This window comes from Pseudomonas yamanorum, assembly GCF_900105735.1.
Taxonomy (GTDB): domain Bacteria; phylum Pseudomonadota; class Gammaproteobacteria; order Pseudomonadales; family Pseudomonadaceae; genus Aquipseudomonas; species Aquipseudomonas yamanorum.
Window position 1 is genome coordinate 5,735,466 of the sequence record NZ_LT629793.1, and the last position, 14,846, is coordinate 5,750,311.

At 62.0% G+C, this 14,846-nt stretch carries 12 protein-coding genes; 5 read left to right on the forward strand and 7 right to left on the reverse strand.

Features of this window, described 5'->3' with window-relative positions:
* The first annotated feature begins 165 nt into the window (after window positions 1-165).
* From ercA to BLU46_RS26985, 5 genes are all read left to right on the forward strand, one after another.
* Window positions 166-1,329 carry an alcohol dehydrogenase-like regulatory protein ErcA gene (gene ercA, locus BLU46_RS26960; protein WP_093207928.1) on the forward strand — a complete coding sequence of 388 codons (1,164 nt, stop codon included), beginning with the start codon at window positions 166-168 and terminating at the stop codon, window positions 1,327-1,329.
* Window positions 1,313-2,683 carry an ATP-binding response regulator gene (locus tag BLU46_RS26965; protein WP_093207931.1) on the forward strand — a complete coding sequence of 457 codons (1,371 nt, stop codon included), beginning with the start codon at window positions 1,313-1,315 and terminating at the stop codon, window positions 2,681-2,683. The genes ercA and BLU46_RS26965 overlap by 17 nt, the downstream gene beginning before the upstream one ends.
* Window positions 2,684-2,762: 79 nt before the next feature.
* The gene (locus BLU46_RS26970; RefSeq protein ID WP_093207934.1) at window positions 2,763-4,241 is read left to right on the forward strand and encodes a DASS family sodium-coupled anion symporter; all 1,479 of its coding nucleotides are present in this window, start codon (window positions 2,763-2,765) and stop codon (window positions 4,239-4,241) included.
* A 572-nt stretch (window positions 4,242-4,813) separates the two neighbouring features.
* Window positions 4,814-6,472 (forward strand): MFS transporter, encoded by a 1,659-nt coding sequence (locus tag BLU46_RS26980; protein ID WP_093207939.1) that lies wholly within the window; start codon window positions 4,814-4,816, stop codon window positions 6,470-6,472.
* Window positions 6,469-7,614 carry an HlyD family secretion protein gene (locus tag BLU46_RS26985; RefSeq protein ID WP_093207942.1) on the forward strand — a complete coding sequence of 382 codons (1,146 nt, stop codon included), beginning with the start codon at window positions 6,469-6,471 and terminating at the stop codon, window positions 7,612-7,614. The genes BLU46_RS26980 and BLU46_RS26985 overlap by 4 nt, the downstream gene beginning before the upstream one ends.
* A gap of 135 nt (window positions 7,615-7,749) precedes the next feature.
* Here the strand turns inward: BLU46_RS26985 and BLU46_RS26990 are convergent, their stop codons facing one another.
* The 7 genes from BLU46_RS26990 to BLU46_RS27025 all read right to left on the reverse strand — a co-directional run bounded on the left by BLU46_RS26990 (window position 7,750) and on the right by BLU46_RS27025 (window position 14,815).
* Window positions 7,750-8,607 carry an aldose 1-epimerase gene (locus tag BLU46_RS26990; RefSeq protein WP_093207945.1) on the reverse strand — a complete coding sequence of 286 codons (858 nt, stop codon included), beginning with the start codon at window positions 8,605-8,607 and terminating at the stop codon, window positions 7,750-7,752.
* A 128-nt stretch (window positions 8,608-8,735) separates the two neighbouring features.
* Entirely contained in the window at window positions 8,736-10,016 is a 1,281-nt protein-coding gene (locus BLU46_RS27000) for a TRAP transporter large permease (RefSeq protein WP_093207948.1), read from the reverse strand.
* Window positions 10,017-10,544 carry a TRAP transporter small permease gene (locus tag BLU46_RS27005; protein WP_093207951.1) on the reverse strand — a complete coding sequence of 176 codons (528 nt, stop codon included), beginning with the start codon at window positions 10,542-10,544 and terminating at the stop codon, window positions 10,017-10,019.
* A 67-nt stretch (window positions 10,545-10,611) separates the two neighbouring features.
* Window positions 10,612-11,583 (reverse strand): TRAP transporter substrate-binding protein, encoded by a 972-nt coding sequence (locus tag BLU46_RS27010; protein WP_093207955.1) that lies wholly within the window; start codon window positions 11,581-11,583, stop codon window positions 10,612-10,614.
* Between the two features lie 51 nt (window positions 11,584-11,634).
* Window positions 11,635-12,510 (reverse strand): SMP-30/gluconolactonase/LRE family protein, encoded by an 876-nt coding sequence (locus BLU46_RS27015; protein ID WP_093207957.1) that lies wholly within the window; start codon window positions 12,508-12,510, stop codon window positions 11,635-11,637.
* 30 nt (window positions 12,511-12,540) lie between these two features.
* The gene (locus BLU46_RS27020; protein ID WP_093207960.1) at window positions 12,541-13,362 is read right to left on the reverse strand and encodes an NAD-dependent epimerase/dehydratase family protein; all 822 of its coding nucleotides are present in this window, start codon (window positions 13,360-13,362) and stop codon (window positions 12,541-12,543) included.
* 184 nt (window positions 13,363-13,546) lie between these two features.
* Window positions 13,547-14,815, reverse strand: coding sequence for an OprD family porin (locus tag BLU46_RS27025; RefSeq protein WP_093207962.1), 1,269 nt, complete (start codon window positions 14,813-14,815; stop codon window positions 13,547-13,549).
* Window positions 14,816-14,846: the final 31 nt, after the last annotated feature.

The window sequence follows — 14,846 nt, forward strand, 5'->3', positions numbered from 1 at the left end:
GTCTCGATCCCTTGGGAATGCGACGATAGAGAGGGGAATCAGTACCAAAGTAGTAGATCGTGCCGTGCGTCGCGGTTCCAGGGCTACCCATTGGTCTGATTGCATTCAGTGCCGGATGGGTTAGTGTGGAGTGCATCTTCCAGAATAATAAAAACAGGCTTACCAATGAGCCCGAACCTGAGTCTCCTGCGTAAATTCGTTTCCCCTGAAATCATCTTTGGCGCCGGCTGCCGGCACAACGTAGGCAACTATGCCAAGACCTTTGGCGCGCGCAAGGTGCTGGTGGTCAGCGATCCCGGCGTGGTTGCTGTCGGCTGGGTGGCCGATGTCGAGGCCAGCCTGCAAGCCATCGGCATCGACTACTGCCTGTACACCGCCGTTTCGCCGAACCCCCGGGTTGAAGAAGTGATGCTCGGCGCCGAGGTCTACCGTGAAAACCATTGCGACGTGATCGTCGCCGTCGGTGGCGGCAGCCCGATGGACTGCGGCAAGGCCATCGGCATCGTGGTCGCCCATGGCTGCAGCATCCTCGAATTCGAAGGCGTCGACACTATCCGCGTGCCGAGCCCGCCGCTGATCCTGATCCCGACGACCGCTGGCTCCTCGGCGGATGTCTCGCAGTTCGTGATCATTTCCAACCAGCAGGAGCGCATGAAGTTCTCCATCGTCAGCAAGGCGGTGGTGCCCGATGTCTCACTGATCGACCCGGAAACCACGGCGAGCATGGACCCGTTTCTCTCGGCCTGTACCGGCATCGATGCGCTGGTGCATGCCATCGAGGCCTTCGTGTCCACCGGCCACGGCCCGCTGACCGATCCCCACGCGCTGGAAGCCATGCGTCTGATCAATGGCAACCTGGTGCAGATGATCGCCAACCCCGGCGACATCGCCCTGCGGGAGAAAATCATGCTGGGCAGCATGCAGGCCGGGCTGGCGTTTTCCAACGCGATCCTCGGCGCCGTGCATGCCATGTCCCACAGCCTTGGAGGCTTTCTCGACCTGCCCCATGGCCTGTGCAACGCGGTGCTGGTGGAACATGTGGTGGCGTTCAACTACAGCGCGGCACCGGAGCGTTTCAAGGTGATTGCCGAGACCTTCGGCATTGATTGCCGGGGCCTCAACCACCGGCAAATCTGCGGCCGGCTGGTGGACCATTTGATCGCCTTGAAGCATGCGATCGGCTTCCATGAAACCCTCGGCCTGCATGGGATTCGAGTGGCGGACATTCCCTTTCTGTCGCAGCACGCCATGCACGACCCGTGCATCCTCACCAACCCGCGTGAATCCAGCCAGCGTGACGTCGAGGTCGTCTATGGCGAAGCTCTCTGACGATCAGCAACGGGCACTCGCGGGGCTGCTGGGGCTGGGCAACCACTCGGCGCGCAAGAGTCATTACCCCGAACTGACCGCGCGCCTCGACGAGCTGGAAGCCGAGCGCAATCGCTACATCCGCCTCAACGACGAATTGGAGCAGCGGGTCGCGGCGCGTACCGACGAGTTGCTGGAAGCCAACCGCAACCTGCAACAGCAAATCGCCCAGCGCGAGAAGATCGAACAGGACCTGCGCGATGCCCGGGATGCCGCCCAGGCCGCCAACCGCAGCAAGGACAAATACCTTGCCGCCGCCAGTCATGACCTGCTGCAACCCCTCAACGCCGCGCGCTTGCTGATCTCCACCCTGCGTGAGCGCAACTTGCCCAGCGTCGAACACGTGTTGGTGGAGCGCACCCACCAGGCCCTGGAAGGCGCCGAGGATTTGCTCACCGACTTGCTGGATATTTCGCGGCTCGATCAAGCGGCGGTCAAGCCGGACATCGCCCTGTACCGTCTCGACGAACTGTTCGCACCGCTGGTCTCGGAATTCCAGTCGGTGGCCGCGGCGTCCGGGCTGAACCTGAGGGCGCATACAGGTCGTTACGCAATCAACACCGACCTGCGGCTGGTGACGCGGATCCTGCGCAACTTCCTCAGCAACGCCTGCCGCTACACGAGCGCGGGTACCATCCTGCTGGGCGCCCGCCGCCGGGGTGAGCGGTTGCGCCTGGAGGTGTGGGACACCGGGCGCGGAATTGCGGCGGACCGTCTGGACGCCATCTTCCTGGAGTTCAATCAACTGGACGTAGGCCGCGCCGCCGACCGCAAGGGCGTGGGACTGGGGTTGGCGATTGTCGAGCGTATCGCCGAGGTCCTCGGTTATCCGGTGGCGGTGCGTTCGTGGCCGGGGCGCGGTTCGATGTTCAGCATCGAAGTCCCCATCAGCGAGGACATGCCGCTGCCCATCAGCGTGGTGGCCGCGCAACCGAGCACCGGCAACCCGCTGCCGGGGCGCCGCCTGCTGGTGCTGGACAACGAAGTCAGCATCCTCGACAGCATGAGCGCGCTGCTTGGGCAGTGGGGCTGCGAGGTGGTCACTGCGACCGATCAGGCAGGCGCAATGGTTGCGTTGCAGGGCAGGGCACCGGAGCTGATTCTCGCGGACTATCACCTGGACCATGGCGTGGTGGGCAGTGAGGTGGTGCACCAGTTGCGCGAGCATTTTGGCCGCAGGATTCCGGCAGTGATTATTACCGCCGACCGCACCGACCAATGCCGCCGTGCCTTGCAGCGGCTGGATGCGCCATTGCTCAACAAGCCGGTCAAACCCGGCAAGTTGCGGGCGGTGTTGACCCAGCTATTGGCCTAGCCACTTGATACCCGTCAACACCGGGCGTGACGCTTTGCCTCATGCTGTGGGCCTGATTTAAAGGCCGACGGAGAACCCCATGAGTGCCCCTGCAACAACTGCTGCTTCATTCAAGTTGCCCCTGGGCCTGGTGGCCGGCGTGCTGGTGATGGTCGGCGTGTTGCTGTTGCCGTTGCCGGCCGACTTGCCGGTGGCCGGGCACCGGATGCTGGCGATCCTCGCGTTTGCGGTGGTGGTGTGGATCACCGAAGCGGTCTCTTATGAGGCTAGCGCGATCATGATCACCTCATTGATGGCTTTTTTGCTCGGTACTGCGCCGTCGCTGCAAGACCCCACGCACCTGATCGGCTCCAGCCCAGCCATCAGCATGGCGTTGACGGGGTTTTCCAACCCGGCATTGGCACTGGTGGCGGGTGCGTTGTTTATCGCGGCAGCCATGACCCATACCGGCCTGGACCGGCGCATCGCATTGGTCACCCTGACGCGCGTGGGGACCAGCACGCGGGGAATTCTCGTCGGGGCAATTGCCGTGACCATCCTCCTCAGCCTGGTGGTGCCCAGCGCGACGGCGCGCAGTGCGTGTGTGGTGCCGATCATGATGGGGGTGGTTGCGGCGTTCGGCGTGGACAAGCGTTCGAATATCGCGGCCGGGATCATGATCGTCGTGGCTCAGGGCACGAGCATCTGGAACGTCGGGATTCAGACGGCGGCGGCGCAGAACCTGCTGACGGTTGGCTTCATGGATAAGATGCTGGGGCAGCGGGTGTCGTGGATCGACTGGCTGATCGCCGGGGCGCCGTGGGCAGTGATCATGTCGGCGGTGTTGTTGTTTTTGGTGTTGAAGCTGCTGCCGCCGGAGAGTGACAGCATTCCCGGGGGCAAGGAGGCGGTGGCGCAATCGCTGGTGGATATCGGGCCGATGACGGGGCCGCAGAAGCGGTTGCTGACGGTGTCGGTATTGCTCTTGCTGGCGTGGGCCACCGAGGGACGACTGCACAGCTTTGATACGACTTCGACGACCTACGCCGGGTTGGTGTTTTTGCTGATGCCGGGGATTGGGGTGATGACCTGGAAGGATGTGCAGTCGCGGATTCCGTGGGGCACGGTGATTGTGTTCGGGGTGGGTATCAGCCTGGGTACGGCGTTGCTGACGACCCAGGCGGGGCAGTGGCTGGGTGCGCAGGTGGTGGCGCATACCGGGTTGGATCAGGTGGGGCCGCTGGGGGTGTTTGCGATTCTGGGGGCGTTTTTGATTGTGATTCATTTGGGGTTTGCCAGTGCCACGGCGTTGACCTCGGCGTTGTTGCCGATTTTGATTGCGGTGTTGCAGACGCTGCCCGGGGAGTTCAGTCGGCTGGGGATGACGATGTTGCTGGGGTTTGTGATGAGCTACGGGTTTATCCTGCCCATCAATGCGCCGCAGAACATGGTGTGTTTGGGGACCGGCACGTTTACGGCGCGGCAGTTTGCCAAGGTCGGGATTTTGGTGACGTTGATTGGGTATGGGTTGATGTTGGTGTTTGCGGCTACGTATTGGAGTTGGTTGGGGTGGGTTTGAGGGGGGTAGGTGTACATATCCGTTATTTAGGTAACGGCGTCCTGCCGGTTTACCCGCTCCGCACTGCCTGCGTTCGGCCTCGGGCTTATTGGGGCAGTCAGATCAAGATCAAAAGCAAGAGCACAGCGGCCTCCCGGCCGGCTTGAGTGTTAAAAGCAAAGACAAAATCCAGAGCGAAAGCCAAATCTGAAGCTGATGCAGCTCTGCTTTTCTGTGGGAGCTGGCTTGCCTGCGATGCAGACAACTCGGTTTTTCAGACACACCGAGGTGATGCCATCGCAGGCAAGCCAGCTCCCACATTTGACCGTGCCCGCTTCGTAATGCCGGAGTGCGGGCACACCGAGCCTAAGCCAGGTGCCGAGTGATGGGGCAAGAGCGTTTTGCTTACTTTTGCGCTGTTCAAAAGTGAGCCGCTGTAAGAGCGGAACCATAAGCCGCCGTTACCGCAGCAACGGATATACACCCCAACCGCCCAAATCCCTCCCAAGATGGCAAGTTGAACTCCACTCAGGTTTACTACTCCCTGAGTAACCGTTCCGCCGGCCCCGAACGCCGGTCATCAAGGCCACCGAATGGACAAATACACCCCCCACACCTGGCAGCCCCACGAGCGCCCGAGCCTGCCGGGCTCGCCGTCGACGCCGCTGCATTCCACCCGCAAACGCTGGGCATACGCCTTGGTCGGCGTGCTGGTGGCAATCACCGGCGGTCTCGGCAACTCGCTGGTGATCGCCAACCTGGTGTACCTGCAAGGCGCCTTGGGCGCCACCACCGCAGAAATGGCCTGGCTCCCCGCCGCCTATGTCATGACCAACGTCTCCATGAACCTGCTGCTGGTCAAGTTCCGCCAGCAATTTGGTCTGCGCGCTTTCACCGAAGTGTTCCTGGTGCTCTACGCCCTGGTCACCTTCGGCCACCTGTTCGTCAACGACCTCAGCTCGGCCATCGCCGTACGCGCGGCCCACGGCATGGTCGGCGCCGCCCTCAGCTCCCTGGGCCTGTACTACATGATCCAGGCCTTCCCTGCGAAATGGCGGATGAAGGCCCTGGTCCTCGGCCTGGGCACCGCGCAACTGGCACTGCCCCTGGCCCGACTGTTCTCCGAAGACCTGCTGCAAATCGCCGAATGGCGCGGCCTCTACCTGTTCGAACTGGGCATGGCCCTGACCTGCCTGGGCTGTGTATTCCTGCTCAAGTTGCCCCCGGGCGACCGCTTCAAGACCTTCGAAAAACTCGACTTCCTGACCTTCGCCATCCTCGCCACCGGCGTCGCCTTGCTCTGCGCCGTGCTGTCCCTGGGGCGTATCGACTGGTGGCTGGAAGCCCCGTGGATCGGCGTCGCATCGGCCTGTTCGCTGGTGCTGATCATGGCCGGCCTGGCCATCGAACATAACCGCTCCAACCCGTTGCTGATGACCCGTTGGCTCGGCAGCGGGGCAATGATTCGCCTGGCGTTGGCGGTGGTGCTGATTCGCATGGTGCTTTCGGAGCAGTCCACCGGCGCCGTGGGCTTCATGCAGATGCTGAACATGAGCAACGAGCAGATGCGCACGCTGTACTGGGTGATGCTGGCGGGAGCGATTGCCGGCCTTGCCGTCAGCGCGTTGACCATCAACCCGGCGCACCTGTTGATGCCATTGATCATCTCCTTGGCTTTCATGGCCACAGGGTCGGTAATGGACAGCTTCTCCAGCAACCTCACGCGCCCGCAAAACATGTACATCAGCCAGTTCCTGCTAGGCTTTGGCGGCACGTTCTTCCTCGGGCCGACCATGGTGTTGGGCACGAAAAACGTGCTGACCAACCCCAGGAACCTGGTGAGTTTCTCGGTGTTGTTCGGGATCTGCCAGAACCTCGGCGGCCTGATCGGCGCGGCATTGCTGGGTACGTTCCAGATCGTGCGGGAAAAATTCCATTCCAGCATGATCGTCGAACACCTGACCTTGCTCGACCCGCGTGTGGCAGCGCGTGTAGCCAGTGGCGGCTCGGCCTATGGCGGGGTGATCGCCGACCCTGAGTTGCGTAACCTGATGGGGATTCGCAGCCTGGCCACCGCGGCCACTCGCGAGGCGAATGTGATGGCCTATAACGATGTATTCATGCTGATCGCGATCATCGCCATACTCACCATGATCTGGATTTTTATCCGCAGCCTCTGGCTGATGAGTACCACTAAAGCTGCCGCCAGTGCAGCGCCTCCCGTTCAACCCAGCGGCGCACTTTCTTCATGACCGAACCGACGACGACCACCACCAACGCCATCGCTTCCACGCCGGAAGGCACCGCGCCGCCGAGCATGCCGGCCACCGAACCGCGCTCCCTGCGGGTGCGCATCATCTCTTCCATGGGCTTTGCCGCGATTGCGATTATCGGCGTGCTGATCGTGCTCTACGCCTGGCAATTGCCGCCCTTCAGCAGCGCCGTGGAAACCACCGAGAATGCCCTGGTGCGTGGCCAGGTGACGATCATCGGGCCGCAGCTCAGCGGCTACGTGTATGAAGTGCCGGTGACGGACTTCCAGTACGTCAAGGCCGGGGATTTGCTGGTGCGCCTCGATGACCGCATCTACAAGCAGCGGTTGGATCAGGCCCTGGCGCAACTGGCGGTGCAGCAGGCGTCCCTGGCCAATGTGGTGCAGCAACGCAACAGTGCCGAGGCGACCATCAAGCTGCGTCAGGCCGCCTTGGCCGACAGTCAGGCCCAGGCGCGCAAGAGCACCGCTGACCTGCGCCGCAACGAAGAGTTGATCAGCGACGGTTCGGTGTCCAAGCGCGATCTGGACGTGACCCGTGCCGCCAATGCGCAAACCATCGCAGCCGTGGCCCAGGCCCAGGCCAGCCTGGAAATCGCCCGGCAGGATTTGCAGACAGTGATCGTCAATCGCGGTTCGTTGGAGGCGGCGGTGGCCAATGCCGATGCGGCGGTGGAACTGGCGCGTATCGACCTGTCGAACACCCGCATCATCGCCCCGCGTGACGGGCAACTGGGCCAGATTGGCGTGCGCCTCGGGGCCTACGTCAACAGCGGCGCACAGTTGATGGCGCTGGTGCCGAACCAGCTGTGGGTGATTGCCAACATGAAAGAAACCCAGATGGACAACGTGCAGGTCGGCCAGCCGGTGACCTTCACCGTGGATGCCCTGGACCATCGCAAGTTTCACGGCACGGTGCAGCGTATTTCGCCGGCGACCGGGTCGGAGTTCAGCCTGTTGCAGGCGGATAACGCCACCGGCAACTTTGTGAAGATCGCCCAGCGAGTGCCGGTGCGGATCACCGTCGACCCGGGGCAGGAGCAGAGTGAACGGCTGCGGCCGGGGTTGTCGGTGGTGGTGAGTATCGACACGGCGGGGCGCCTCAAAAACACCCCGCCCTGACACACCGGAAGTCTCCATTGTGGAATGCAATCAATGTGGGAGCTGGCTTGCCTGCGATGGCATCACCTCGGTGTACCTGAAAGACCGAGTTGCCTGCATCGCAGGCAAGCCAGCTCCCACATGGGTTTTGTGTCGCTAGAGGGAGCTGTATTGCAGGCTGAAACTCAGTTCTGCCGACTGGCCCTGTTCCAACAGCTTCAACCCCGGCCTGCCCGGCAGGTGATGGGCATTCACCGGATGACTCACCGGCTCGAAGCAGAAAAAATCCAGCCCCGGCGGGCAGTACAGCAGGTAGTAGTCGCTGCCGGTGGCCTGGCATTCCAGGGTGTAACCTAAGTCTGGCTGCTGGATGACGCAGCGCCCGTCCCACTGGCAAAAACCGTTGTCCACCAGCGCCTCGGGCAACGACTTGAGTTGTTGGAAATCCCACTCGGCGGGCACGGCAGCCAGGCCTGTCGGCAATTTCGATGCATCACTCATCCATACTTGCCCAGCCTTGGCCTGCAATTGCGTGCCGGGCTTGCGGGGCAGATACGGATGCAATCCCAGCCCATGCCACGCCGCTTTTTCCGCCAGATGGGTGACGCGCAACGTGATGCTCAACCTGCCGTCCTTCAACTGAACCCGCTGCTCGGCGCGATACGCAAAGGGGGTTCTGCTGTCCAGTTGCAGCACCACCTCATCCAGCGCCTGGCTGACCACGTGCCACGCCTGCTGCCAGGCGCTGCCATGAATCGGCAGCGGGTCCAGCGGGCTGTTGGGTTCGAGTGCCAACCACCCAGACGGGTTATCAAAGCCACCCTCGGCCACCCGGTTCGACCAGGGCGCCAGCGGGAAGCCCCCCAGCTTGCCCGGCAAACCGGTGGCCAGTGCTTGTTGATCGGTAGGGCGCAGCAAGGGTTCGCCGCTGCTGCGCACGGTCCAGTTGACGAGGCTGCCACCCAACGCTGGCGCCAGCGTCAGGTGGGTGAGGTTGTCTTCGAGTTCAAGCATCAGCGCACCCTTGATCGTTCCCACGCTCTGCGTGGGAATTCATCCTGTGACGCTCTGCGTCACGGTTTTAAGAGCGGACGCAGAGCGTCCATGGCGGCGTTCCCACGCAGAGCGTGGGAACGATCAGTTCATAACACCAGCCCGGGCAACCACAACGACAACGCCGGAATGTAGGTCACCGCCATCAGCACCAGAAACAGTACGCCATAAAACGGCAGCAGCGCCTTCACGGTCTTCTCGATACTGACCTTGCCCACCGCCGCCCCCACAAACAGCACCGCGCCCACCGGCGGGGTGATCAGGCCGATCCCGAGGTTCACCAGCATGATCATGCCGAAATGCACCGGGTCGACGCCGATGCCCAGCACGACCGGCAACAGGATCGGCGTGAGGATCAAAATCAGCGGCGCCATGTCCATCACCGTGCCCAGCAACAGCAGCATGGCGTTGATGCACATCAGGATCACATAGCGGTTGTCCGACAGGGTCAGGAACATCGTGGTGATTTTCGCCGGGATCTGCATCAGGGTCATGATGTAGCCGAAGCTGGCGGCGAACGCGATCAGGATCATCACGATGGAAATGGTGCGCACCGTACGGTGCATCAGCTTGGGCAACTCGCTCCATTTGTAGTCACGGTAGATGAACATGGTCACGAAGAACGCCCACAACACGGCGATCGCCGCCGACTCGGTGGCGGTGAAGATACCCGACAGAATCCCGCCAAGAATGATCACCATGGCTATCAGGCCCCACAAGGCGTCGGCGCAGATTTTCAGTGCCTGTTTCAGAGGAATCACTTCGCCTTTGGGGTAGTTGCGTTTTTTCGCGAAGATCAGGCACAGCACCATCAGGCACGCGCTCATCAGCAGGCCCGGGACCACGCCGGCCATGAACAGCGAGGCGATGGACACGGTGCCGCCGGCCGCCAGGGAGTAGAGCACCGAGTTGTGGCTGGGGGGCGTCAGCAAGGCTTGCACCGAGCCGCTCACGGTGACGGCGGTGGCGAATTCACGGGGATAGCCCTGGCGTTCCATTTCCGGAATCAGCACCGAACCGACGGAGGCCGTATCGGCCACCGACGAGCCGGAGATCGCACCAAAAAACGTCGAGGCCATGATGTTCACCAGGGACAGGCCGCCGCGTACAAAGCCCACCAGCACCCCGGCAAATGCCACCAGCCGTCGAGACATGCCACCCTCGGCCATGATCGCCCCGGCCAGCACGAAGAACGGAATCGCCATCAGCGAAAACTTGTTCACTCCGCCGGCCACCTGAATCATCAGGGCCTGGAACGGAATGTCGATCCACCACGCGCCGATCAGCGCAGAAAGCCCCAGAGCGTAGGCCACCGGCATGCCAATCAGGATCAAGGAGATAAAGCTGCCCAACAGAATCAATGCGTCCATTCAGGCAGCCCCTTCACTTTCTTCAACCAGGTCGAAGCGCACCACCCTGCGGTTGCTCTGGTCACCCAGCAGGAGTTTTTCCAGCACAAAAATCAGCGTCAGCAAGCCGCCAATCGGGATCGGCATATAGGTGATGCCCACCCGCAAGGTCGGCATGGCGCTCATGAACTGGTTCCAGGTGGACAGGCACAATTTGCTGCCCCAGATCGTCATGAACAGGCAGATGGTGCCCATCAGCAATTGCGAGAGGATGCCGACGATCTGGCGCTGGCCAGGCGGCAGGCGGTCGGTGACCATGGCCACCGACATATGCGCCCCGGCGCGGTAACTGGCGGCGGCGCCGACAAAGGTGAACACCAGCATCAGCAGGATGGCGGTGGGCTCCGGCCAGCTGGAGCCGGTGCCGAGGACGTAGCGGGCGAAGATGCCCCAGGGGATGATCAGCGCGACGCCGAGAACGGCGAGGCCGGCGACCCAGATGCAGCTCATGTAAATGCGGTCGTTGATGCGCAGCAGTAAATTCTTCATGGTGTTCACCGTGACCGGGCGCGTCGATGCCGACCGCGCCGGGCCTTATCTATGAGAGGCGGTTGGGTTACTCGACGGCTTCGATGCGCTTGATCAGGTCGGCGTAAGGCGCGCCGTACTTGTCGCGGATCGAAGCGGTGGCCTCATAGAACGGTTTTTTGTCGATGTCGATGAACTCAACGCCAGCAGCCTTGAGCTTGGCTTCACTGCTGGCGGACTTGGTGTCCCACAGCTCGCGTTCCTGGATCTGCGCGGCCTTGGCGGTGTTTTTTACCAGCACCTGTTGCTCGGGGGTGAGCTTGTTCCAGGTGATTTTCGACATCACGATGGGCTCGGGCAGGATCAGGTGGCCGGTCAGGCTGTAGAACTTGGCGTTCTGGTAGTGGTTGTGTTCCAGCAGGGTGGGCGGGTTGTTTTCCGCGCCGTCGATCACCCCGGTCTGCAGGGCGCTGAAGATCTCGCCGGTGTCCATGGCAATGCCGTTGCCGCCCATGGCGTTGATGGTTTCGATGAAGATTGGGTTGCCCTGCACGCGAATCTTCATGCCCTTGAGGTCTTCGATCTTGCGCACCGGTTTCTTGGTGTAGATGTTGCGCGTGCCGCCGTCCATCCAGGCCAGCGCCACCAGGTTGAATTCGGAGTCGGTGATTTTGGCGAGGATTTCATCGCCGATCTCGCCGTCGATGACCTTGCGCATATGCACCTGGTCGCGGAACACGAACGGCATGTTGAACACGTTTACGTCCGGCACCACCGGGCCGACGATGCCGAGGCTGACTCGGGCCATCTGGATCGCCCCGACCTGGGCCTGTTCCACCACTTCCTTTTCCGAGCCCAGCACGCCGCCGGGGAACATCTTGAAGGTCAGGCCGCCGTTGCTTTCGGCGACCAGGGTTTTACCCAGTTGTTCTTCGGCGACGACGGTTGGGTAGCCGGCGGGGTGGATGTCGGCGAATTTGATTTCCAGTGCGTGGGCGGTGCTGCCGAGGGTAAACACGAACGGGAGTGCAGCGGCGAGCAAGGTGCGTTTGAAGTCCATGGGGTGTCTCTCCAGTCTTGTTATTGTTTTGTTCAAGGCACAGCGATGCAGCTAGAGGATGAACTGCGGTTCGGGCATTCCCTGTATGCCAGGGTTCAGGGCAAAGACGCCGCCGGCGAGGGAGTGCGAGCTGTGGTCGTCGCGGATCGAGGTGACGAACAAGGTGTCCAGGCGGCTGCCGCCGAAGGCGCACATGGTGGGTTTTTTCACCGGTAAAGTCAGTGAACGGTCGAGGCGACCGTCGGGGGTAAAGCGGTGGACCAGCCCGGCATCGTTGGCGCAGATCCAGTAGCAGCCTTCGGCATCCACGGCGGCTCCGTCAGGGCGGCCAAGGAAGTGGTGCATGTCCACAAACAGCCGGCGGTTGGACGGCGTGCCGCTGTCGATGTCGTAGTCGAAGGCCCAGATTTGCTGCACCAGCGGGTGCGAGTCCGAGAGGTACATCGTGCGCCCGTCGGGGCTGAAGGCCAGGCCGTTGGGGGTGATGAAACCGTTGAGTTCCGTGTGAACGGGTTGGCCGGCTTGATAGCGATAAAGCACACCCTCAGCCGCATTCGCGCCCATATTCAGCACCATGCTGCCGGCCCAGAACCGACCCTGGCGGTCACAGCGGCCATCGTTCAGGCGCATGTCCGGGCGGGCGTGCTCGACGCTGGCCAACGGCGCGGTGTCGAGCGTGCCGTCGTTGCAGGGCGTCAGCTGGAAAAACCCGGTTTCCATGCCCGCGACCCAGTTGCCCGTCGTGGTGCGGGCGATGCAGGCGAGCATCTGCGGGGTTTTCCAGGCTTGCACCTGGCCGCTGCTGGCACTCCAGCGCTGTAGCTCGGCGTTGGGAATATCCACCCAGTACAGGGCGTTTTCCTCGGGCACCCACACCGGACATTCACCTACGGCGTTGCGGGCGTCGACAATCAGTTCTGCTTGCATGGCCACTCATTCCCTTGGGTTGGTCTGTGGTCAGTCACCGAACGGGCCGGCGGCACAAAACGCACCACCCTGGTACACCCGCGCCGGGTCGTCGATGGCGGGCAGCGGCTGGGCTTCCACCTGTTTGCGGAACACTTCAGAGGTGTCTCGCGGGGTGAAACCCAGGTGGGCGGCGAAGCGGTTGTCCCACCAGACGTCGAGGTTATCCGACATGCCGTAGACCACGGTGTGGCCGACGTTGGGTGTGTACAGCGCGCGTTCGAGCAGTTGGGTGAGGTCGTCGAAGCTCAGCCAGGTGTGCATCATCCGGCGGTTCTGTGGTTCCGGGAACGACGAGCCGATGCGGATGCTGACGGTTTCGATGCCATAGCGATCGAAGTAGAAACTGGCCATGTCCTCGCCGTAGGATTTGGACAGGCCGTAATAACTGTCCGGACGGCGCGGGGAGTGGGCGTCGAGGGCCTCGTCCTGCTTATAGAAGCCGATGACGTGGTTGGAGCTGGCGAAGATGACGCGCTTGACCCCATGGCGGCGGGCGGCTTCGTAGATGTGGAAGATCCCGCAGATGTTCGCGCCCAGCACTTCCTCGAAGGAGCGCTCCACTGACACGCCGCCGAAATGCAGGATCGCATCGACGCCTTCCACCAAGTGGTGCACGGCCTGTTTGTCGGAAAGATCGCAAGGCAGCACTTCTTCGCCGTCGTCGGCGGCCGGGGCCATGTCGGCGATGTCCGACAGGCGCAGTACCTTGGCGTAAGGGCGCAGGCGTTCGCGCAAGACTTTACCCAAGCCACCGGCGGCGCCGGTGAGCAGCAAGCGGTTGAACGGGGTAGGGGCGGTCGTGGTGGTCATGGTGGTCCCGTTATTGTTGTAGGTTGTCGTATGACTATTCCGAAGTATCGTTAGGGTTTCCTACACTTGTCAACGCGCTATTGGTCGAAGTTGATAGAGGGTCATCGCTGTCCTGTGGCGAGGGAGCTCCCTCACTCCAGCAAGCTCCCTCGCCACAAAAGCCTTTCCGGTTGTTTGTAAACCGCTATAACAACGACAGCGGGTAACTGATGAATATCCGGTTTTCATCAAACTCGTTGGTACTGAAATCCCGGCGCATTGTTGCGTTGCGCCAGCGCACATTCAGGTCCCGCAGTGGACCGCTCTGCACGGTGTAGGCCAGTTCCGACTCACGGCCCCATTCCTTGCCGTTGGTGATCGCCCCGGTGTGCACGTTATCGCCGCTGATATAGCGGTTCATCATGGTCAGGCCGGGAATGCCCAGCACCACGAAGTTGAAGTCGTGCCGCACCTGCCAGGACTTTTCCTTGGCGTTGTCGTAGCTGGCGTTGTAGCTATCGTTGGCCAGGGTGCCGCCGCTGGTGCCGTTGACCCGCATCCAGGCGCTGTCGCCGGTGAGTTTCTGCAGGCCGATATAGAAGCTGTTGCCTTTGTATTTAGCCGAGAGCAGAGCGAATGCGGTTTTGTTGTCGAGGTCGCCGGCCAGGGCCTTGCCGTCCTCCTTGCCGGTGAAGTACCCGAGGTTGGCGCCCAGTGTCCAGTCGCCCACGGGTTGGCTGTGGGTGAGGTTGAAATACTGTTGCTGATAGATGTCGCTCAGCTCGGCGTACCACACGCCCACTTGGGTGCGCTTGTCGTTGAAGGTGTATTCGCCGCCGCCGAAGTTGAAGCGGTCCGAAGTGAATGCGGCTTTGCCGTTGAGAAACATGTCATCCATGCTCGCGTCGTTGCGCGGGCTGTTGCCGCGGAACTGGCCGCCGTACAGGGTCAGGCCAGTGATTTCGCTGGAGGTGACCTGGCCGCCTCGGAAGGTTTGCGGCAGTGAGCGACCGTCGTCCGAACGCAGGATCGGCAGCACCGGCATCCATTCGCCGACTTTCAATTCAGTCTTCGACAACCGGGTTTTCAGCGCCACGCCCAGGCGGCCGAAATTGTCCGCAGGGCGGCCATCGCTGCCGATCGGCAACAACTGTGTGCCGGCGGTGCCTTTGCCGCCGTCGAGTTTCTGCGAGTACAGGCCCAGCACGTCCAGGCCGAAACCGACGGTGCCTTGGGTGAAGCCGGACCTGGCGTCGAGGATGAAGTTTTGCGTCCACTCCTCGGCCTTGCCCTGGGGGTAGGCGGGATTGGTGAAGTTGCGATTGAAGTAGGCGTTGCGCAGGTTGAGCGTAGCGGTGGCGTCGTCGATGAAGCCTTCTGCCGAGGCGGTGACGGGGAGGGTAAGGGCCAGGCTGCTCAAACCGATGGCGGCAAAACGGGCGGTGCAGGAGAAATGGCGGACGTGTTGGCTCACAGGGACGCTCCGTTGTCTTTTTGTTGTTTTT

Excerpts from the sequence above, each read along its gene's own strand:
- ercA (WP_093207928.1), top strand. The coding sequence starts at position 166 with ATGAGCCCGAACCTGAGTCTCCTGCGTAAATTCGTTTCCCCTGAAATC.
- BLU46_RS26965 (WP_093207931.1), top strand. The coding sequence starts at position 1,313 with ATGGCGAAGCTCTCTGACGATCAGCAACGGGCACTCGCGGGGCTGCTG.
- BLU46_RS26970 (WP_093207934.1), top strand. The coding sequence starts at position 2,763 with ATGAGTGCCCCTGCAACAACTGCTGCTTCATTCAAGTTGCCCCTGGGC.
- BLU46_RS26980 (WP_093207939.1), top strand. The coding sequence starts at position 4,814 with ATGGACAAATACACCCCCCACACCTGGCAGCCCCACGAGCGCCCGAGC.
- BLU46_RS26985 (WP_093207942.1), top strand. The coding sequence starts at position 6,469 with ATGACCGAACCGACGACGACCACCACCAACGCCATCGCTTCCACGCCG.
- BLU46_RS26990 (WP_093207945.1), bottom strand. The coding sequence starts at position 8,607 with ATGCTTGAACTCGAAGACAACCTCACCCACCTGACGCTGGCGCCAGCG.
- BLU46_RS27000 (WP_093207948.1), bottom strand. The coding sequence starts at position 10,016 with ATGGACGCATTGATTCTGTTGGGCAGCTTTATCTCCTTGATCCTGATT.
- BLU46_RS27005 (WP_093207951.1), bottom strand. The coding sequence starts at position 10,544 with ATGAAGAATTTACTGCTGCGCATCAACGACCGCATTTACATGAGCTGC.
- BLU46_RS27010 (WP_093207955.1), bottom strand. The coding sequence starts at position 11,583 with ATGGACTTCAAACGCACCTTGCTCGCCGCTGCACTCCCGTTCGTGTTT.
- BLU46_RS27015 (WP_093207957.1), bottom strand. The coding sequence starts at position 12,510 with ATGCAAGCAGAACTGATTGTCGACGCCCGCAACGCCGTAGGTGAATGT.
- BLU46_RS27020 (WP_093207960.1), bottom strand. The coding sequence starts at position 13,362 with ATGACCACCACGACCGCCCCTACCCCGTTCAACCGCTTGCTGCTCACC.